The sequence below is a fragment of the Blastococcus sp. SYSU DS1021 genome (assembly GCF_054050995.1).
On record NZ_JBJHAL010000001.1, the window covers coordinates 37,998 to 56,672 of the forward strand.

Genomic DNA, 18,675 nt, shown 5'->3' on the forward strand with positions numbered 1-18,675 from the left:
CGTGCTCTCCTTCGTCCTCTTCGTGCTCGCCGTCCTGCTGGTCGGTGGCGCACTCTTCCTCGTGGCCTCGCTGCTCATGGGGCGGGGCGAGAGCCAGCCGCCGGCGGACCCGGGACGGTCGCCGGTCGAGCTGCCCGACGACCGGCGCGTGGTGGCCGACGACGTCCGGGCGCTGCGGATCGCGGTCACCGCCCGCGGCTACCGGATGGTCGAGGTCGACTGGCTGCTCGACCAGCTGGCGCAGACCCTGGACGAGCGGGACGCGGAGATCGCGGCGCTCCGCGCCGAGCTGGCCGCACACGGCCGGCAGGAGGCGCCGACCGATCCCGGCGTCGAGCGGACCGACCGGGAGGGGACGCGGGATGCCTGAGCTGGTGGAGCGGGTGGCGGTCGAGGCGCCTGCGGAACGGGTGTGGGCCGCGCTGACCGACTGGTCGCGGCAGGGCGAGTGGATGCTCGCGACCGACGTGCGGACCGTCGACGGGCCCGCGCAGGGCGTCGGCGGCCGGCTGGCCGCGCGTACCGGGCTGCCGGCGCCCGGCGGGTTCCGGTTCGGGTTCCTCGACACCATGGTGATCACGGCGTGGGACCCGCCGCGCCGGGTCGAGGTGCAGCACACCGGCCGGCTGGTGCGAGGGCCGGGCATCTTCGAGATCGAGCCGCGGGGCGAGCAGAGCACCTTCGTCTGGACCGAGCGGCTCGACCTGCCCTACGGGGTGCTCGGCCGGGTCGGCTGGGTGCTGGTCAGGCCGTTCGCCCTCCTGGGGATCCGCTGGTCGCTGCGGCGCTTCGCCGCCTTCGCCCGCACGTACTGACCTGCCGCGGGGTGGGACCGGCGATCGGTGAGGATGTGCCGGTGCGCGACGGGACGACGGAGGCGGGTTCGTGAGCCGGCGGGGCTGGGCCCTGTTCCTCACCATGTCGGTGATCTGGGGCGTGCCCTACCTGTTGATCAAGGTGGCCGTCGAGGAGGTGTCGCCGGTCGTGGTGGTCTTCGCCCGCTGCGCGATCGGAGCGGCCCTGCTGCTGCCCTGGACGGTCGCCCGCGGCCAGCTGCGCCCGGCGCTGCGGCACTGGAAGCCCCTGCTGCTGTTCACGGTGCTGGAGATGACCGGGCCGTGGCTGCTGCTCGCCTACGCCGAGCAGACCCTGTCCAGCTCGCTCACCGGTCTGCTGGTGGCCGCGGTGCCGTTCGTGGCGGCCCTGGCCGCCCGGCTCGCCGGGGAGGAGGAGCGGCTCACCCCGGTGCGGGTGCTGGGCATGGGCATCGGCGTGGTCGGGATCGCGGTCCTGCTCGGCCTGGACATCGACGGCGCGCAACTGCTGCCCCTCGTCGCCGTCGGGCTGGTGGTCGTGGGGTACGCCACGGCGCCGCTGGTGGTCAGCCGGGCCCTGCCCGAGGTGCCCGGCGTGGCCGCGAGCTCCCTCGCGCTGCTCGTGACCGCGGTGGTCTACGCGCCGTTCGCCGTCCCGCGGCTCGGCCAGGTGGCCGACGCGTCCGGGGAGGCGCAGCTGTCGCTGCTCGCCCTCGGCCTGCTCTGCACCGCGGTGGCCCTGGCCCTGTTCTTCGCGCTGATCCGCGAGGTGGGGCCGCAGCGGGCGCTGGTCATCACGTTCGTCAACCCGGCCGTGGCGGTGCTGTTCGGGGTGCTGCTGCTCGGCGAGCCGTTCACCCTCGGTCTCGCCATGGGGCTGCCGCTGGTGCTGGTCGGCTGCGTCCTGGCGACCCGACGCGGGAAGCAGGGCCCCGAGCCGAGCGTCGAGGCGGTGGACGCCGCGGCCCGCTGAGCGGTGCGGAGCCCGCTGCCCGGCGGAGGGTCGTCGGTGGGCGGCGCTAGCGTCCGGGACGTGCAGCGCTGCGCCTGGGCCACGAGCGCCCCCGAGTACATCGCCTACCACGACGAGGAGTGGGGGGTCCCGCTCCACGGTGACGACGCGCTGTTCGAGCGGTTGTGCCTGGAGGCGTTCCAGTCGGGGCTCTCCTGGATCACCATCCTGCGCAAGCGGCCCGCGTTCCGCGCTGCGTTCGCCGGCTTCGCGATCGACGCGGTGGCCGCCTTCACCGACGAGGACCGGGCGCGGCTGATGGCCGACGCGGGCATCGTCCGGAACCGCGCCAAGATCGCGGCGGCCGTCACGAACGCCCGGGCGGCGCAGCAGCTGCCCGAAGGGCTGTCCGAGCTGCTGTGGTCGTTCGCCCCCGACGGGCCGCGTCCTCGCCCCGCCACCCTCGCCGACGTGCCGGCGACGAGCCCGGGGTCGGTGGCCATGGCCAAGGAGCTCAAGCGACGCGGCTTCGTCTTCGTCGGCCCGACCACGGCCTACGCGCTCATGCAGGCGACCGGGATGGTCGACGACCACGTCGCCGACTGCTTCCGGGCACACCCGGCCGAGGGTGCGGGGGCGGGCTGAGGTCACTCTGACGGACCTCCTGTTGGACGGAGCGCCCCCATACGGGATCATTGTCCCGGAGCTCACAGCATCGGACGCCTCGCTCCTGCCAGCAGGCAGGCGCGTGGCCGGCGAAGGAGGCACGCATGGCGGCCATGAAGCCGCGCACGGGTGAAGGTCCCCTCGAGGTCACCAAGGAAGGGCGCGGCCTGGTCATGCGGGTACCGCTGGAAGGCGGTGGGCGCCTGGTCGTCGAGCTGTCGCCCGACGAGGCGGCCGCTCTCTCGGAGGCCCTGAAGGGCGCGACCAGCTGATCTCTGCGCGGCTCCACCCCCGGGTGGCGGTGCGCAGGACACGACCCGGCCCGGGCCGGGGCCGGCGCAGGGGTGCTGCTGAGCTGGCCGCGTGCCAGGAGCCGGGAGAAGCTGGACGGGTGGAGGAAGGCGCATGAGCGAGGACCAGGGGGTCGTGTTCCCGGCCGGGTCCGACGGACGCCGGAGCACGGCGGCGCTGGGCCGGGCCGTCGTCGCGGATGCACTGCGCCCCGCCGACGCCGCCGGCGCGCTGGCCGCCGAGCGGGAGACCAACTGGCGGGCGGGCTACCTGACGCACTTCCGCCGGCTGGTGGAGGCCGGGCTGCCCTCGCCGGAGGCGGCGCAGGCCATCGCCGCTGCCGGGCTGGCGTCCCTGCACTCGCGGATGCGGGTGGCCGGGCCCGAGGGGGAGGCCGACCTCGCCGGGCTGACCACCGCGCCCGCCGGCCGGGTGCTGCACACGGTCGAGGTGACCGGCACCGCCGAGCCGGAGCGGGAGCTGTCGCTGCCGTTCCGCGGCGGGCGGCTGCGGGGTGACGCCCTGCTGCGCCGGCTCGACGACTGGGTGGCCGCGGGGGTCGTGGAGCCGTCGTGCGCGGAGGCGGTGCGCACCGTGGCGGCGCACCCCGAGTGGCTGTCGCTGCCGGACACCACCGTGGTGGTGCTCGGGGCGGGCGCCGAGATGGGACCGCTCACCGCACTGCTGCGCTGGGGCGCCCGCGTGGCCGGGGTGGACCTGCCCCGCGCGCCGCTGTGGGAGCGGGTGCTCGACATCGCCCGGTCCGGCGCCGGCACCCTCCTGGTGCCCGTGGCGGAGCCCGGGTCGGAGCCCGACCCGGCGCGCGCGGGAGCCGATCTGATCGCCGAGGTCCCCGCGGTGGCCGACTGGGTCGCGGGGCTGTCGGGGTCCCCGGTCCTGGGCAACTACGTCTACGCCGACGGTGCCACGAACGTGCGCGTCTCGGCGGCCGTCGACGCGCTCACCGTGCGGCTCGCGGGTGCGCGGCCGGAGCTCGCGCTGGCGTTCCTGGCCACCCCGACCGACGTCTTCGCCGTCCCCGCCGAGGCGGTGGCGCAGTCGGTGGAGGCGTACGCGCGCCGCAGCCGCACGGCGAAGCTGCTCGGCCGCCCGCTGCGGACGGTGTCGGGCGGCCGGCTCCTGCAGCGCGCCTACGTGCCCGGCACCGACCCGGGCATCGCCGACAGCCTGGTGGCGCAGCAGGGCCCCAACTACGCGCTGGCCAAGCGGCTGCAGCGGTGGCGGGCGACCGCCGCACGCGCGGCGGGCAGCACGGTGTCGATGAACGTCGCCCCGCCGACGCGGACCCGCTCGGTGGTGAAGAACCGGGCCCTGGCCGCGGCCTACGCCGGCGCCCACCGGTTCGGCGTGGAGATCTTCGAGCCGTCGACGTCGAACGTGCTCATGGCCGCGCTGCTCGTGCACGACCTGCACACCGGCGGCGGACCGGCGCACGAGCACCCGTGGCAGGACGAGGCGCACGAGGCCGCGCACGGCGGGTTGTGGCGCGCGGCGTACCAGCCACGCAGCGCGCTCGGGCTGGCCGCGCTGCTGGGCTACGGCGCGGCCCGCGGCTGACCGGACCGCGTCGCCGGTACTGGTGCGACGGGTCCGGGCGGACCACAGTGGGCTCCCCGAACGGTGGGAGCGCCAGATGGCCGGGTTGTTCAGCGCACGCACCCTGCTCACCGTCCTGCGGACCGGGAACGCCCGGGCCCGGTTGCGGGCCACCCGTGACGGGCAGGCCGCGGTCCGGCTGAACCTGGGCGCCGCGGCGCTGCACACCGGCGTCCTGGACGCGCTCGGCGACCGTGCGGTGGCGACCCCGGAGCTCGCCCGCCGGCTGGCGGTGGCCCGCGACGACCTGCTCGCAGCCTTCCTGCGGGTGCTCGCGCCGCCGGCCTCGTCCGGGAGGACGCCGCCGGCTGGTCCCTGACCAGCGCCGGGCGCGCCCTGCGGGACGACGACCTGGTGCGGGCCTCCTACGAGGCGTTCGCCGGGTTCCACACCGGGCTCTACCGCCACCTCGGTGACCTGCTGGCCGGTGGCCCACCGCGGCGGGACGTCGCCGAGCAGGGGGCGGTCATCGCCCGGGTGTCGGCCGCCTTCGAGCCGTTCGTCGACGACGTCCTCCGGGAGACGGTGGCGGACGTGTCCCCGCGGCGGGTGGTCGACGTCGGGTGCGGCGCGGGGCTGCAGCTGGCCGCGGTGCTGGCGGCGGCTCCGCAGGCCGAGGGCGTCGGGGTGGACGCCGACGCCGACGCCGCCGCCCTCGCCGAGCGCACCCTCGAACGGCGCGGGCTGGCGGGACGGGCGCGCATCGTGCGGGCCGACGTCCGGGAGCTGCCCGACGAGGGCGGGTTCGACCTCGCGCTGCTGGCCAACGTCGTCTACTACGTCCCGGTGGCGGAGCGCGTCGCCCTGTTCGCCGACGTGGCGGGGCTGCTCGCGCCGGGGGGCACCCTCCTGGTCGTCACCACCGTGGCGACGCCGCAGCTGTTCAGCCGGCACTTCGACCTGCTGCTGCGGGCGCAGGAGGGCGGCATGTCGCTGCCGGGGGCCGCGGACCTGGTCGCGGGGCTGCGCGCGGCCGGGCTGCGACCGGGAGAGACCCGGCGGATCGCCCCGGGCGCCCCGCTCGTGGCCGTCGCGGCCGTCCGGCCGCGGTGACCGGACCGGTCAGGCCGGGCCGACGAGCCCCGCCACGATCTCCGCCGAGAGGCCCACCAGCGGCAGCCCCCCGCCGGGGTGCGCCGAGCCGCCGACCAGGAACAGCCCGGGGATGCGCGAGGCGTTGCCCGGGCGCAGGAACGCCGCCCGGGAGCCGTTGCTGGAGCTGCCGTAGATCGACCCGCCGACGCTGCCGGTGCCCCGCGCCAGGTCGGCCGGCGTCCGGATCTCCCGCCAGCGGAGGCGGTCCCGGACGTCGAGCCCGCGGCGGGCCATGACCGCCAGCACCCGGTCGGCGTACCGCTCGGCGAGCCCCGGGGCGTCCCAGTCCACCCCGTGCACCGGATCGTGCCGCGGCGCGTTCACCAGGACGAACCACGACTCGCTGTCGCCGTCGGGCACCAGCGCCGGGTCGTCGGGCGCGCTGACGTAGACGGTGGGATCGGGCACCGGGCACGGTCGGCCCGCGTACCGGCCGGTGCCGAAGACGGCGTCGAACTCCGCGTCGTAGTCGTCGGGGAAGAGCACCGTGTGGTGCTCCAGCCCCGGGGTCCGGCCGCGCAGCGCCAGCAGCAGCACGAACCCCGACAGCGACGGTGTGGCACGGGCCAGGTCCCGCCGGACGCCGCGGGTGCGCCGGTCGGTGGGCAGCAGGTCGGCGTGCAGCGCGGCGGCGTCGACGCCGGAGACGACGACGTCGGCGCGCAGCCGCTCGCCGTCGGCGAGCTCCACGCCCGCAGCCCGGCCGCCCGCCACCAGCACCCTGCGCACCGCGCAGCCGGTGCGGACCGCGGTGCCGCCCGCGACGGCCCGGTCCCGCACCGCCGTCCCGAGCCGGTGCAACCCACCCCGCACGTACCAGGAGCCGAAGGCCTGCTCGGCGTAGGGGACGGTGGCCAGCACCGCCGGCGCCCGGCGCGGGTCCGAGCCGGAGTAGGTGGCGTAGCGGTCCAGCACGGTGCGCAGGTGCGGGTGGCGCAGGCGGCGGTGACCGAGGCCGCGCAGCGACCGCCACGGCGCGATCGCGGCGACGTCGGCCGGGCGCCGGGCCAGCCGCGCCAGCGTCGTCGCCCCGGCCAGGGGGGTGCGCAGGAACGGCTCCTCGCTGATCCGCCACATCGCCGCGGCCCGCTCCATCAGGGCGGCCCACTGGGCTCCGGCGCCGGCCCCCAGCGCGTCGTCGAGCGCGGCGGGGACGGCCTCTGCGCGGCCGGGCACGGTCAGCCGGGTGCCGTCGGCGAACCGGTAGCCGACCGCCGGGTCCAGCCGGACCAGGTCGAGGGTGTCCTCGAGCCGGCTGCCGGTCGCGGCGAACAGGTCGCGGTACACCTGCGGCAGGGTGACCAGGCTCGGCCCGGTGTCGAAGGCGTGCCCGTCGCGGGTGAACCAGCCGAGCTTCCCGCCGACGTCGGGCGCCTGTTCCACGACGGTCACCGCGTGTCCGAGGGCCGCCAGCCGCGCGGCGGCCGCCAGCCCGCCGAGCCCGGCGCCCACGACCACCACCCGCGCCACCGACCCACCGTAGCCAGCCGGCCCGGAGCGCGTCGGCGGGACGGGGCCCTCAGCGCGGGACGGCGAGCGCCAGCACGGCGAGGTCGTCGGGCTCGTAGCGGGAGCCGGCCAGCTGGGCCTCGACCGCGGCCGAGATCGCGCCGACGGCCGCTTCCGGATCGGCGACCGGCGCGCCGGCGACGACCCGCAGCAGCGCGTCCTCGCCGAACTGCCGCCCGGCGTCGTCCCGCGCCTCCGTGACGCCGTCGGTGTAGAGCACCAGGGTCGACCCGGGAGGCAGGTCCAGCGTGGTCTCGGTGAGCTCGACGTCGGCATCGATCCCGAGGGGCGGGCCGGCGGTCCCGACCGGACGGGCGTCGGAGTCCGCATCGGAGACGACGGGGAGCGGGTGCCCGGCGACGGCGAGACGGACCCGGTGGCCCGGCCCCGCCGGTTCCAGCACCAGGCAGCAGGCGGTGACGAACCGCAGCGGCCCCGTCCCCTGTTCGTGCAGCAGCGCGGTGTTGACCGCCCGCAGGATCTCCGCCGGGCTCCCCGTGGCCGCGGCGCGGGCGGTGTGCCGGGTGACCGCCGTGACCGCCGCCGCCTCGGCTCCGGTGCCGCAGACGTCGGCGATCAGCACCATCCAGCGGCCGTCGGGCAGGGGGGTGACGTCGTAGGTGTCGCCGCCCACGAGGGCGGAGTCCCCGCCCGCGCGGTAGCGGGCCGCCAGCTCCACCCCGGGGATCGTGGGCAGGTGGGAGGGGAGCAGGCTGCGCTGCAGGGTGTCGGCCAGGTCGCGGATCACCGACTCCGCGCGCAGCCGGGCGAGGAACTGGCCGATCTGCCGGCCGGCGTGCCCGAGCACCTCCAGCAGCTCGGGGGGCACGGGCCGGGACTGCGTCGAGAACAGCTCGCAGACGGCGAGCAGCGTGTCGCCGCTCAGGACCGGGAACGCGACGCCGGTGCCGAGCCCGTCGGCCCGGACGACGTCGCGGCGGACCACCCGGGGGTCGGCGGCGAGGTCCTCGGCCACGACCGGGACCCGGTGCAGCCAGGCGCCCCCCGGCAGGCCCTCACCACGGCGGAAGACCCGGCGGGGGGCGTCGGCGGCCAGCGCCGGCACGTCCGCGCCGGGAGCGGCCCAGGTGCCCGCGTGCACGAGCCGGCCGTGCTCGGTGTCGGCCTGCCACAGCAGGGCGGCGTCCCAGTCCAGCTCCGTGCACAGCGTCGGGAGCAGCTGCTGGAAGGCGACGTCGGCGTCGCGCGCCTCGGTCAGCGCCGCCGTCACCCGCAGCGTGGCGGCCAGGTAGCGGCTGACGGCGAACTGCCGTTCGAGGAGGATCGTGGTGCTGGCGTCGCGGAGCACGGCGACCACGAGCGCCTCGTCCGGCGACGCGCCGTCCGCCGGGGTCAGGCGCGACAGGGTGAGGTCGACCGGCACCTCGTGACCGGCTGCGTGGAGCGCCGGCAGCTGCGTGGTCGCGCCGACGAGCTTCCCCTCGCCGGTGGCCCGGTACCGGGAGAAGCCCTCGTTGTGGCCGTGCCGGAGCCGCTCGGGCATGAGCAGCTGCAGCGGCCGGCCGATCAGCGCCGCCGGGTCGTGACCCAGCAACGTCTCGACGGCCGGGCTCACGTACGCGATGCGCCCGTCGCCGTCGGCCACGATCACGGTGTCGGGCAGCGCGGCCAGCAGCGTCGCCGCCGGTACGCCAGAGGTGGACCCGGGCACTCTTCCCCCTGCGTGACGTTCCCCGACGGAACGTAACGGCTCCGTCACGATGAGCCTCTCACAGGTCGGGTGGGGGTGCCGACGCGAGATGTCGACATGTGGTCATGCCGACATTTCGCCATGTCGGCCCCGGGCGGCAGCGGCTCAGAACGCGTAGCGGATGCGCAGCCAGGGGGCGTGCCGGGTGACCAGCTCGCGCAGTCGCGCGACCGCCGCCCGCTTGATCCCGGCGCGGTAGCGCACGTTGTCCTGCCCGTTGGAGCTGCGCTTGGGCTCCTGCAGGTCGGGGCGCCAGAGCAGCTGCTCGGCCGTCGGGTGCCACCCGAGGTTCACCTCGTGCAGGGCCTCGTTGTGGGTCAGCATGATCACCTCGGCGGCGGCCTGCGCCTTGGCCGCCGCGCCGAGCTCGTCGTCCAGCCGCGCCAGGAGCCGTCCCCAGGCCTCCTCCCAGCCGGCGTGCAGGACCACGGGCGAGAGGTTCAGGTGCACCTCGTAGCCCGCGGCCACGAAGTCGTCGACGGCGGCGATGCGGTCGGCCACCCGGCTGGTGCGCACGTCGAGGACCCGTGCGTCGTCCTCGGGCATCACCGAGAAGCGCACCCGGGTGCGACCGGCCGGGTCGAGGTCGAGCAGCTGCCGGTTCACGTACTTGGTCGCGAAGGACGCCTTCGCCGTCGGCAGGCCGCGGAAGGTGCGCACCAGGTCGGCGACGTTGTCGCTGACCAGCGCGTCCACCGAGCAGTCGCTGTTCTCGCCGATGTCGTAGACCCAGCTCTCCGGGTCGCACTGGTCGGGCTCGGTCTTCGGTCCCTGCCGGGCGACGTGCCGCCGCAGGTGCCCGGCGATCTGGTCGATGTTGGTGAAGACGGTGATCGGGTTGGCGAAGCCCTTGCGCCGGGGCACGTAGCAGTAGGCGCAGGCCATGGCGCAGCCGTTGGCCGTGCCGGGGGCGATGAAGTTCGCGGAGCGGCCGTTGGGCCGGGTGACCAGCCCCTTGCGGACGCCGAGCACCAGCGTCTCGGTCTTCACCCGCACCCAGCGGTCGACGTTCCCGGCGTTGCCGTGCAGCTCGGGGATCTGCCAGTGCGAGGGCACCTCGACCACCTCGGCGTCGGGGAACCGGCCGAGCACCTGGCGGCCACGCGGGGACTCCGTCGCCGCCGGTTCGGCGTAGATGCGGCGGACCTGCAGGAGGTGGTTGGGCGGCATCGGCGCCGGCGGCGGCCCGACCTCGAAGAGCGTGAGCGGCTCGGCGGCTCCCATACCGGGTGCAGCACCCGCGGGGCGGCCGCCATTCCGGTGCGAGACTGCGCGGGTGAGCGCACCGGGCGGCCCCCGCATCGATCTCAACGCCGACCTGGGGGAGGGCTTCGGCGTGTGGCGGCTGGGCGACGACGACGCGTTGCTGGAGGTCGTCAGCAGCGCCAACGTGGCCTGCGGGTTCCACGCCGGGGACCCGGTCACGATGCGTCGCGTGTGCGGTGCCGCCGTGGCCGGGGGCGTGGCCATCGGCGCCCAGGTCTCCTACCGCGACCTGGCCGGGTTCGGCCGGCGCTTCGTCGACGTCGCCGCGGACGAGCTCGCCGCCGACGTCCTCTACCAGCTCGCCGCGCTGGACGGCGTGGCCCGGACGGCCGGGGGACGGGTCTCCTACGTCAAGCCGCACGGGGCCCTCTACAACGCCGTCGTGCACCACGCGGCGCAGGCCCGCGCCGTCGTCGAGGCGGTCGCCGCCTACGACGCCGGGCTGACCGTGCTGGGGCTGCCGGGCTCGGCGCTGCTGCGCACCGCCGCGGCGGCCGGGCTGCCCACCGTGGCGGAGGGGTTCGCCGACCGCGGCTACGCCCCCGACGGCAGCCTCGTGCCCCGCGGGTCGGTGGGAGCGCTGGTGCACGAGCCGGAGGTGGTCGCCGAGCGCGCGGTCCGCATGGCCGCCGAGGGCAGCGTGGTCGCGGTGGACGGCAGCGTGGTCCCGGTCGAGGTGGGGTCGGTGTGCGTGCACGGGGACACGCCGGGCGCGGTGGAGCTCGCGCGGTCGGTGCGGGCAGCGCTGGAGGCGGCCGGGCTCGCGGTCGCCCCGTTCACCGGGTGAGCGGTCAGTCGCCGGGGCGCAGGTCCTCCATCGAGCGGCGCCCGGAGAGCAGGGCGGCGGCGACCTCGTCCACGGACCGCCCCGACGTGTAGGCCTCGGTCCGGAGCAGGGCCAGCGCCTCCTCCGGATCGATGTCTCGGGCGACGCCCAGCTTGCCCACCGCCTCCCACACCGCCGCCCGCTGCCGCGGTGCCGCGCCGCGCAGCCAGTCCGGTCCCTCCGCCGGTGTCCAGGTCGACCAGACCGCGGCGTCGCTGAGCGCGGAGCTGACCAGCTCGCCCACCGCGCCCGCCGCGAAGACGTCGAGCTCCACGACGGCGGCCGACCGCCTGAAGTACAGGTCGAGGGCCCCTTCCCCGGCGGGGCCCGTGTGCAGGGGGAGGGCGACGACCGCGCGGAAGGGGGTGCCGCGCAGCAGCAGGTCGGCGAAGACCGGCCACCGGCGTCGCAGGTCGTCCTCGACGGCGAACACCGGCTGGCCGGTGGCCTGGGCCGTCGCGCACGGCCCCTCGCCGACGGTGAACTGCATCCGTTCGGCGCTCGCGGCCGCCGGGTCGCTGGCGCCCAGCGGGAGCCGCCGGGCGGTGCCGTCCACCAGGACCAGGCCGGCACCGTCGACCCGGAGCAGTTCGGCGCACACGCGGCTGAGCCGCAGCGGCAGGGCCTCGGGCCCGGCGAGCGCGGGATCGGACTGCCGCGCCAGAGCGGCGTCGAAGCGCCCCCCGATGGTCATGCCCGATTGTCCGTCGGTGTGGCGGTGCGCACATCCTGGCCGGTGTGCGGCCCCGCCCGGATCGGCCGATCCCGGCGGCGTCACAGGGCGATCTGGTCCTCGCGGCCGGTCCGCCACTCGACGAGCACGATGGTGGCGTCGTCCTGCAGCCGGCCCGCCTGGTGGTCCAGCACGCTGCGCATCAGCCGGCGGAGCGTCTCCGGCGGGGGGTCGCCGGCCGTCTCCGCGCGGACGACGAAGTCCGCGAGGCGCTCCTCGCCGAAGAAGTCGCCCGCCGGCGATCGCGCCTCGGTGACGCCATCGGTGTGCAGCAGCACCCGGTCGCCCGGGCGCAGCTGCACCTCGCACGTCCGGGCGGGCCCCCGCTGGAGCCCGAGCGGCAGGTCCGGGCGGCAGCTGTGGGCGGGCAGGAGGACGCCGTCGCGCACGATCAGCGGGGAGCCGTGCCCCGCGTTGACCCAGGTGAGCCGGCCGGACTCCAGGTCGAGCCGGGCCAGCAGCGCGGTGGCGAACCGGCTGCCGGGGAACTGCCCGGCGATCGCGGCGTCCATCGCCGCCGACGTCGCGGGAAGGGAGAGCTCGTGCCGGCGGGCCGAGCGATAGGCGCCGACGGCGACCGTGGTCAGCAGCGCGGCGGGCAGACCGTGGCCCACCGCGTCGAGAACCATGAGGTCGGCGACGGGGCCGTTCACGGCGTAGTCGAAGGTGTCCCCGCCGATCTCGTACGTGGGCTCCAGCGCCGCGGAGATGACGATCCGCTCGGTGCCGAAGGTCAGCGGTGGGACCAGGTCCCACTGGATCTCCGCGGCCAGGCTCAGCGGCCGGGTGCGCCGCAGCCGGGCGAACACGTCGCTGTAGGCGTCCCGGGTGACGCAGAGCTCGGCCACCAGTGCGGCGAAGGCGCGGCGTTCCTCGTCCTGCTCCGCCGGAGGCACGGTGTCGAACAGCAGCTCCAGGACGCCGACCCGCTCGGCGCCGTCGAGCAGGGGGAGCCAGAGGCGCACGGCGGCGTCGTCGCCGGGGCTCGGGGAACGGGTCTCCTCGACCCGGCGGAAGGCGAGGCCGCCGATCGAGCCGTCGACGGACAGCCCGGTGCGCGGCGGAACGTCCTCGCCGTCCACGGGGACCAGGGAGGACTGCTCGTAGTCGGCCAGGTAGACGACGGCCGCTCGGGCGCCGAGGAGCCTCGCGTGCCGGGAGACGACCGAGCCGAGCTCGTCGGCCGTCAGGTGGTGCGACGACCGGAGCAGCGACCGCAGCGGGTCCTGCCCGGAGGCCGTCGTCGAGGTCACGGCGGTCCAGCATTCCACCGGCGTGCGGACCGGGCGAACCGAGCTGCGCGGCGGAGGGGCAGTCACGGGCCCGGGGGGATGCCCGATCATGGGCGGGTGGGCGACGGTGGGGGAGCGGTGCGTGCACTGCCCTACGGCGATCGCGCAGTACTGCTCGAGGTGGCGGACGTCGCCGCGATCCCTGGGCTGCGGGCCGCGCTGCTCGACGCCCCGCTGGCCGGGCAGGTGGACCTGGTGCCGGCCGCCCGCACCCTGCTCGTCCTGCTCGATCGGCCGGTCACCGACCTCGACGTGACCACCCTGTGCCGGCTGGCCCCCGCCGCGCCCGCGGCCGGACCGGCGCGCGCGGCCGTGGTGCTGCCGGTGGTCTTCGACGGACCGGACCTCGCCGAGGTCGCCCGGCTCACCGGGCGGACGGCGGACGCCGTCGTCGCCGCGCTGACCGGCACCGCGCTCACCGTCGCCTTCGGCGGCTTCGCCCCGGGCTTCGGGTACCTGACCGGGCTGCCGGAGGAGCTGCACGTGCCGCGCCGGGCCACCCCGCGCACCCGGGTACCGGCCGGCTCGGTGGCGCTGGCCGGCCCGTACGCGGGCGTCTACCCGCGTGCCTCGCCAGGGGGCTGGCAGCTGGTCGGGCGCACCGACGCGGTCCTCTTCGACGTCGGGCGCGACCCGCCGGCGCTGCTCGCCCCGGGCACGACGGTCCGCTTCCGGGCGGTGGCCTGAGTGCTCACCGTGCTGACCCCGGGGCCGTTCGCGACCGTGCAGGACGCCGGGCGGGCCGGCTGGGCGTCCGTCGGGGTGCCCCGGTCCGGCGCCGCGGACCGGCCGGCGGCGGCGCTGGCCAACCGGCTGGTGGGCAACGCGCCGGCGGCCGCGGTCGTCGAGGCGACGGGCGGGGGGCTGCGGGTCCGCGCCGAGCGCACCCTCCTGGTGGCGGTGACGGGTGCCCCGGTGCCGGTCGTCGTGGACGGGCGCCCGGCGCCGTTCGCCGCGCCCACCACGCTGCGCCCCGGCGCCGTGCTGGGGCTGGGCCCCCCGCGCGCCGGCCTGCGCAGCTACCTGGCGGTGCGGGGCGGCGTCGACGTCCCGCCGGTGCTGGGGTCGCGCAGCACCGACACCCTGTCCGGCCTCGGGCCGGCCGTCCTGACCGCGGGCACGCGGCTGCCGGTCGGCGGGCTGGCGGGGGAGGAGCCGGTCGTCGACATCGCGCCGGTGGGCGCGCCGTCGGACCGGCCGGTGCTGCGGGTGCTGCCCGGGCCGCGGCGGGACTGGCTCGACGACGCCGCGTGGCCGGCCCTGCTGCGGGCCGGCTGGGCGGTCGGTGCCGACAGCGACCGGGTGGGGTTGCGGCTGGCCGGTCCCCGGCTCGGTCGCGGCCGCGACGGGGAGCTGCCCAGCGAGGGGCTGGTGACCGGGGCGCTGCAGGTGCCGCCCGACGGCGCCCCGGTGCTGTTCCTCGCCGATCACCCGGTCACCGGTGGCTATCCGGTGCTCGCCGTCGTCGTCACCGCGGACCTGCCCGCCGCCGCCCAGCTGCGGCCCGGGGACGTGGTCCGCTTCCGCGCGGCGCGCTGACCGGCATCAGCTCCCGCGCACCGGCAGCACCGCGGGCCCGTGCGGGCCCGGCACGATGCGGGCGCGGGCGCCGTAGTGCTCCGCCAGCACGGCGGCGGTGAGCACCTCCGCCGGGCTGCCCTCGGCGGCCACCCGCCCCGCGGCGAGGAGGGTAAGCCGGTCGGCGTACTGCCCGGCGAGGGTGAGGTCGTGCAGCGTGCTCACGACGGTGAGCCCGTCCTGCCGCCGCAGCCGGTCGAGCAGGTCGAGCACCTGCTGCGCGTGGCCGAGGTCCAGGGCGGCGGTGGGCTCGTCGAGCAGCAGCACCCGCGGTCGCTGGGCCAGCGCCCGCGCGAGGACGGCGCGCTGCTGCTCCCCACCGGAGAGGGCGACGACCGCCCGGTCGGCCAGCTCGTCGAGCTCCAGCCGGTCCATCACCTCGGCGACGACCTCGCGATCGACCCGCCGGGGTGCGGCCAGCAGCGGACGGTGCGGGGTGCGGCCGAGCAGGACGTAGTCCCGCGTGCTGACCCCCTCGGGCAGCACCGGCAGCTGCGGCGCGTAGGCCAGCAGGCGGGCCCGGTCGCGGCGCGGCATCCCGGTGAGCGGGACGCCGTCGATGCGCACCTGGCCCTCGTGCGGGTGCAGCCCCAGCACCGAGCGCAGCAGCGTGGACTTGCCCGACCCGTTGGGGCCGATGATGCCCAGCCAGCCGCCGGCCGCCACGGAGAACCGGACGGCGGCGAGCACCGGGCGCCGTCCGTAGCCGGCGTCGAGACCCACGACCTCCACGCGCGCGCCGCCGGCACCGCGCGGGCCGGGTGGTCCTCCGCTCACCGTCGCCGCGCCCCCGCCCACAGCAGACCCGCGAAGAACGGCGCGCCGACGAAGGCGGTGACCACGCCCAGCGGCAGCTCCGCGGGGGCGAGCACGGTGCGGGCGAGCAGGTCGGCGAGCACCAGGAACGCGCCACCGGCCAGCAGGGACACCGGGAGCACCCGGGCGTTGGCGCCGCCGACCAGCCGGCGGACGATGTGCGGCACGACCAGCCCGACGAAGCCGATCAGCCCGCTGACCGCCACGGCCGACGCGGTGGCCAGCGACGCGGCGACCACGACCAGCAGCCGCAGCCGGCCGGGGTGCACGCCGAGCGAGCGGGCCTCGTCGTCGCCGACCGCCAGCACGTCCAGGGGGCGGGCGCACAGCAGCAGGGCGACCACCGCCACCCCCAGGTAGGGGAGGACCAGGCCCACGTCGGACCACTGCGCGCCGCCCAGGTGCCCGAGCAGCCAGCCGTAGATCTCCCGCAGGTCGTCCGTGTTCTGCTGCTGCACCAGCGTCTGCGCCGCCGCGAGAAAGGCGGCGACCGCGATGCCCGCCAGCAGCAGCGGCGCGCTCTGCGAGCCGCCGGCCGCGTGACCGACGGCCAGCGCGCACCCCACACCGACGAGCGCGCCGACGAAGGCGGCCAGCGGGACCACCCCGACCGGGCCGACCTGCTGGCCGGGTGCGTAGGCGAGGACCAGGGTGGCGCCCAGCCCGGCCCCGGCCGCCGCGCCCAGGAGGTAGGGATCGGCGAGCGGGTTGCGGAACACCCCCTGGTACGCGGCGCCGGAGACGGCCAGCCCGGCGCCGACCAGCACCGCGAGCACGACGCGGGGCAGGCGGAGCTCCAGCAGCACCGCTGCGCGGGTCCCCTCCAGGGTGCCGGGGACGTCGAGGCCCACGGGCGCCAGCGCGCGGTCGAGCAGCGTGGCGACGACCGCGCCGGGCGGCAGCGGCACCGCGCCCACCCAGACCCCGGCGAGCGCCGCGGCCACGAGGGCGGCGGTGACGCCGGCTCCGGAGAGGAGTGCGGAGCGCGGTGACCGCACGGCACCCGGCCCCGCCGCGGTGCGGCCGGGCCGGGTGCCGTGGGTGGTGCTCATGCCGCCGGGCTCACTCCTGCAGCGCCCCGGCGACCGCCTCGGCGAAGTCGGCCACGCGCGGACCCCACCGGGAGGCGATGTCGTCGTCGACGGCGAGGACCCGCCCCTCGGTCACCGCGGGCACCGAGCCGAACGCCGGCCGCTGGGCCACCGTCTCGGCGCTCTCGCCGCAGCACTCGGTGTCGGCCAGCACGATCAGCTCGGGCGCCTGGTCGACGACGTACTCGGCCGACAGCTGGGGGTAGCCCCCGGCCTCGGGGGCACCGTCGGCGATGTTCTCCAGGCCGAAGAGGGAGTAGATCCCGCCGATGAACGTCTCGCTCGTCGCGGAGTAGAACGACGGGTCGAGCTCGTGGTAGACGCGCATCCCGGCGACGGCGTCGGGCACGGACGCGACGGCGGCGTCGATCCGGTCCTGCACGTCGGCGACCACCTCGGCCGCCTCGTCGTCGTGCCCGGTCGCCGTCCCGAGGGTCTCCAACTGCGCGTAGGTGTCGTCGAGGTCCTCGGCGGCCTCGAGCAGCAGGACCGGGACGTCGAGCGTCTCGAGCGCGTCGACGATGCCGTTGATGTCGTTGCTGAGCACCACCAGGTCGGGGTCGTACCCGGCGACGGCCTCGGCGTTGGGCGTGAACGCCGACAGCTCCGTGGTCGGCGCCTCGGCCGGGTGGTCGGAGTTGTCGTCGACGGCCTCCACCTGCTCCCCGGCGCCGATGGCGAAGAGCATCTCGGTGGCCGTCGGCGACAGGGAGACGATGGCCTCCGGCCGCTCGTCGAGGGTCAGCTCGCCGTTGTCGCCGGTGACCGTCACGGGGAAGTCGCCGGCGGCCGTGGTGGGGGCCGCGTCGTCACCGCCGGCCGAGGCCCCACCGCAGGCGGGCAGCGCCAGGACGGGGGCCGCCAGGAGGGCGAGGACGGCGCGCACGGGTCGCCGCGGGGCGCGCGAGGTGCGCGCCGCCCGGGAGGAGGTGCCGAGCAAGGAAGAGCCTCCAGAGGAGGCGGCGGGCGTCGCCCCCGAGCTGACCCGACGCCCGATGCGCGACCCCTGCCGCGGGGGTCGGTTGCACGGCGCAGGGCAGGCGATCTGGCTCGGGCCCGCACGGGGCCATCACAGTTGCGGGACAGCGCCGGGTTCGCACCGGGCTTCGCTGCGGCTGCACCGCCGGCAGACGCCGGCGGGCTGAAAGGTACCAGCGGGCGGGACGCGGACGGCCGGAACCGCGGCGGTCGGCTCACCCGCGGGCGGCGAGCACCTCCGCGTAGACGTCCACGGTCTGCCGGGCGATCGCGGCCCAGCCGAACTCGGCGACGACCCGCTCGCGGCCGGCGGCGCCCATCGCGGCGGCGCGCTGCGGATCGGCGAGCAGCTCGCCGGTGCGCGCGGCCAGGCCGGCGGCGAACCCGGTCGGGTCCGCCTCGTCGTAGGGCACCAGGAGACCGGTGCGGCCGTCGTCGACGACCTCCGGGATGCCGCCCACGGCGCTGGCGACGACGGCGGTGCCGCACGCCGCCGCCTCCAGGTTGACGATGCCCAGCGGCTCGTACACCGACGGGCACACGAAGACCGTGGCACCGGTGATCAGCGGCACCAGCTGCTCGCGCGGCAGCATCGCCTCGATCCACACCACGCCGTCGCGGCGGGACTGCAGCTCGGCGACGGCGTCGGCGACCTGCTGCCGCTCGGCCGGGGTGTCGGCGGCCCCGGCGCACAGCACGAGACCGGCGTCGGCCGGCAGCTGGTCGGCCGCGGCCAGCAGGTGGGCCAGCCCCTTCTGCCGGGTGATCCGGCCGACGAACAGCGCGTACGGCCGGTCGGGGTCCACCCCGAGCCCGCGGACCACCTCCGGGGCGTGCACCGGGCGGTAGGCCTCCGCGTCGACGCCGTTGTGGACGACGTGCACCCGGGCCGGGTCCAGCTCGGGGTAGACGGCGAGCACGTCCTCCCGCATGCCCGCGCTCACCGCGACCACCGCGTCGGCGGCCAGGTAGGCGGTGCGCTCGGCCCAGGAGGACAGCCGGTAGCCGCCGCCCAGCTGCTCGGCCTTCCACGGCCGGCGCGGTTCCAGCGAGTGGGCGGTGACGACGTGCGGCACGCCGTGCACCAGCGCGGCGAGCAGCCCGGCCGTGTTGGCGTACCAGGTGTGGCTGTGCACGAGGTCGGCTCCGGCGAGCGCGGCGGCGATCTCGACGTCGACCCCCAGCGCCTGCAGGGCCCCGTTGGCGTCGGACAACCCGGCGGGCACGGCGTGGGCGGTCGCGTCCGCCCGTGCGCCGCCGAAGCAGTGGACGTCGAGCTGCGGCCCGTCGGGCAGGGCACGCAGCGCCGACACCAGGTGCTCGACGTGCACCCCCGCGCCGCCGTAGACGTCCGGCGGCCACTCTCGCGTGACGATCCCGATGCGCACGCCGTCACCCTAGAAGGACCACCTTTCCCCCCGCGCCTCGCAGGCTCGGCG

At 76.9% G+C, this 18,675-nt stretch carries 20 protein-coding genes; 11 read left to right on the forward strand and 9 right to left on the reverse strand.

The window, feature by feature from the left end; genetic code table 11:
• The first annotated feature begins 1 nt into the window (after position 1).
• The 8 genes from ACI8AP_RS00205 to ACI8AP_RS00240 all read left to right on the forward strand — a co-directional run bounded on the left by ACI8AP_RS00205 (position 2) and on the right by ACI8AP_RS00240 (position 5,394).
• Entirely contained in the window at positions 2-370 is a 369-nt protein-coding gene (locus tag ACI8AP_RS00205) for a DivIVA domain-containing protein (protein ID WP_456587306.1), read from the forward strand.
• On the forward strand, positions 363-815 hold the full coding sequence (locus ACI8AP_RS00210) for an SRPBCC family protein (protein ID WP_456587307.1): 453 nt from the start codon (positions 363-365) through the stop codon (positions 813-815). The genes ACI8AP_RS00205 and ACI8AP_RS00210 overlap by 8 nt, the downstream gene beginning before the upstream one ends.
• Before the next feature lie 70 nt (positions 816-885).
• Complete coding sequence (locus ACI8AP_RS00215) at positions 886-1,788, forward strand: DMT family transporter (protein ID WP_456587308.1); 903 nt, start codon at positions 886-888, stop codon at positions 1,786-1,788.
• Positions 1,789-1,848: 60 nt separating this feature from the next.
• Positions 1,849-2,412, forward strand: a complete 564-nt coding sequence (locus ACI8AP_RS00220) for a DNA-3-methyladenine glycosylase I (protein WP_456587309.1) — start codon at positions 1,849-1,851, stop codon at positions 2,410-2,412.
• Between the two features lie 125 nt (positions 2,413-2,537).
• Entirely contained in the window at positions 2,538-2,705 is a 168-nt protein-coding gene (locus ACI8AP_RS00225) for a DUF3117 domain-containing protein (RefSeq protein ID WP_012947303.1), read from the forward strand.
• Positions 2,706-2,838: 133 nt separating this feature from the next.
• The gene (locus ACI8AP_RS00230; RefSeq protein WP_456587310.1) at positions 2,839-4,302 is read left to right on the forward strand and encodes a hypothetical protein; all 1,464 of its coding nucleotides are present in this window, start codon (positions 2,839-2,841) and stop codon (positions 4,300-4,302) included.
• Between the two features lie 76 nt (positions 4,303-4,378).
• Positions 4,379-4,660 (forward strand): hypothetical protein, encoded by a 282-nt coding sequence (locus ACI8AP_RS00235; RefSeq protein ID WP_456587567.1) that lies wholly within the window; start codon positions 4,379-4,381, stop codon positions 4,658-4,660.
• Positions 4,661-4,695: 35 nt separating this feature from the next.
• Positions 4,696-5,394 (forward strand): SAM-dependent methyltransferase, encoded by a 699-nt coding sequence (locus tag ACI8AP_RS00240; RefSeq protein ID WP_456587311.1) that lies wholly within the window; start codon positions 4,696-4,698, stop codon positions 5,392-5,394.
• Between the two features lie 9 nt (positions 5,395-5,403).
• Here the strand turns inward: ACI8AP_RS00240 and ACI8AP_RS00245 are convergent, their stop codons facing one another.
• The 3 genes from ACI8AP_RS00245 to ACI8AP_RS00255 all read right to left on the reverse strand — a co-directional run bounded on the left by ACI8AP_RS00245 (position 5,404) and on the right by ACI8AP_RS00255 (position 9,880).
• Complete coding sequence (locus ACI8AP_RS00245) at positions 5,404-6,906, reverse strand: phytoene desaturase family protein (protein ID WP_456587312.1); 1,503 nt, start codon at positions 6,904-6,906, stop codon at positions 5,404-5,406.
• Positions 6,907-6,955: 49 nt separating this feature from the next.
• Positions 6,956-8,617 (reverse strand): SpoIIE family protein phosphatase, encoded by a 1,662-nt coding sequence (locus ACI8AP_RS00250; protein WP_456587313.1) that lies wholly within the window; start codon positions 8,615-8,617, stop codon positions 6,956-6,958.
• A gap of 144 nt (positions 8,618-8,761) precedes the next feature.
• Positions 8,762-9,880, reverse strand: a complete 1,119-nt coding sequence (locus tag ACI8AP_RS00255) for a spore photoproduct lyase family protein (RefSeq protein ID WP_456587314.1) — start codon at positions 9,878-9,880, stop codon at positions 8,762-8,764.
• A 52-nt stretch (positions 9,881-9,932) separates the two neighbouring features.
• Here ACI8AP_RS00255 and ACI8AP_RS00260 point away from each other — a divergent pair, with 52 nt between their 5' ends.
• Positions 9,933-10,709, forward strand: coding sequence for a LamB/YcsF family protein (locus ACI8AP_RS00260; RefSeq protein WP_456587315.1), 777 nt, complete (start codon positions 9,933-9,935; stop codon positions 10,707-10,709).
• Positions 10,710-10,713: 4 nt separating this feature from the next.
• Here the strand turns inward: ACI8AP_RS00260 and ACI8AP_RS00265 are convergent, their stop codons facing one another.
• Both ACI8AP_RS00265 and ACI8AP_RS00270 read right to left on the reverse strand, forming a co-directional pair.
• Positions 10,714-11,442 carry a GAF and ANTAR domain-containing protein gene (locus ACI8AP_RS00265; RefSeq protein ID WP_456587316.1) on the reverse strand — a complete coding sequence of 243 codons (729 nt, stop codon included), beginning with the start codon at positions 11,440-11,442 and terminating at the stop codon, positions 10,714-10,716.
• Positions 11,443-11,522: 80 nt separating this feature from the next.
• Positions 11,523-12,734 carry a PP2C family protein-serine/threonine phosphatase gene (locus ACI8AP_RS00270; protein ID WP_456587317.1) on the reverse strand — a complete coding sequence of 404 codons (1,212 nt, stop codon included), beginning with the start codon at positions 12,732-12,734 and terminating at the stop codon, positions 11,523-11,525.
• A 117-nt stretch (positions 12,735-12,851) separates the two neighbouring features.
• On the opposite strand from ACI8AP_RS00270, the gene ACI8AP_RS00275 reads away from it, so the two are divergent.
• Together ACI8AP_RS00275 and ACI8AP_RS00280 are read left to right on the forward strand one after the other, a co-directional pair.
• On the forward strand, positions 12,852-13,460 hold the full coding sequence (locus tag ACI8AP_RS00275) for a 5-oxoprolinase subunit B family protein (RefSeq protein WP_456587318.1): 609 nt from the start codon (positions 12,852-12,854) through the stop codon (positions 13,458-13,460).
• Positions 13,461-14,312 (forward strand): 5-oxoprolinase subunit C family protein, encoded by an 852-nt coding sequence (locus ACI8AP_RS00280; protein ID WP_456587319.1) that lies wholly within the window; start codon positions 13,461-13,463, stop codon positions 14,310-14,312.
• A 6-nt stretch (positions 14,313-14,318) separates the two neighbouring features.
• On the opposite strand, the gene ACI8AP_RS00285 is transcribed toward ACI8AP_RS00280, so the two are convergent.
• The 4 genes from ACI8AP_RS00285 to glgA form a co-directional block, all read right to left on the reverse strand.
• Positions 14,319-15,083, reverse strand: a complete 765-nt coding sequence (locus ACI8AP_RS00285) for an ABC transporter ATP-binding protein (RefSeq protein ID WP_456587320.1) — start codon at positions 15,081-15,083, stop codon at positions 14,319-14,321.
• A gap of 41 nt (positions 15,084-15,124) precedes the next feature.
• Positions 15,125-16,219 carry a FecCD family ABC transporter permease gene (locus ACI8AP_RS00290; RefSeq protein ID WP_456587321.1) on the reverse strand — a complete coding sequence of 365 codons (1,095 nt, stop codon included), beginning with the start codon at positions 16,217-16,219 and terminating at the stop codon, positions 15,125-15,127.
• 10 nt (positions 16,220-16,229) lie between these two features.
• Positions 16,230-17,198 (reverse strand): ABC transporter substrate-binding protein, encoded by a 969-nt coding sequence (locus tag ACI8AP_RS00295; protein ID WP_456587322.1) that lies wholly within the window; start codon positions 17,196-17,198, stop codon positions 16,230-16,232.
• A 253-nt stretch (positions 17,199-17,451) separates the two neighbouring features.
• Complete coding sequence (gene glgA, locus ACI8AP_RS00300) at positions 17,452-18,624, reverse strand: glycogen synthase (RefSeq protein WP_456587323.1); 1,173 nt, start codon at positions 18,622-18,624, stop codon at positions 17,452-17,454.
• Positions 18,625-18,675: the final 51 nt, after the last annotated feature.